The organism is Prevotella sp. P5-50 (assembly GCF_002251295.1).
In the GTDB taxonomy this organism is placed as follows: domain Bacteria; phylum Bacteroidota; class Bacteroidia; order Bacteroidales; family Bacteroidaceae; genus Prevotella.
Window position 1 is genome coordinate 1 of sequence record NZ_NPJA01000048.1, and the last position, 260, is coordinate 260.

Below are 260 nucleotides of genomic sequence, written 5' to 3' on the forward strand. Positions count from 1 at the left end.
GCTTTGGAACAGTACTGTATCCTCAGCTTCCTTCGATTCTCTATTCGAGAAAACAGATTCGTTAGTACAAGAAGCCGAAGGAGTGTCTGAACAAACCAATGCTTCATCCCATTCTTTTGAAACTACCTTAATCATCTAAGATCCGTCTCCAGAAAGGAGGTGTTCCAGCCGCACCTTCCGGTACGGCTACCTTGTTACGACTTAGCCCCAATCACCGGTTTCACCCTAGGCCGACCCTTGCGGTCACGGACTTCAGGTGC

1 rRNA gene is annotated in these 260 nt (G+C 48.8%); it reads right to left on the bottom strand.

The window, feature by feature from the left end:
- Nucleotides 1-152: 152 nt before the first annotated feature.
- Nucleotides 153-260: ribosomal RNA gene (locus CIK88_RS10130) — 16S ribosomal RNA — on the bottom strand; the annotation flags it as partial.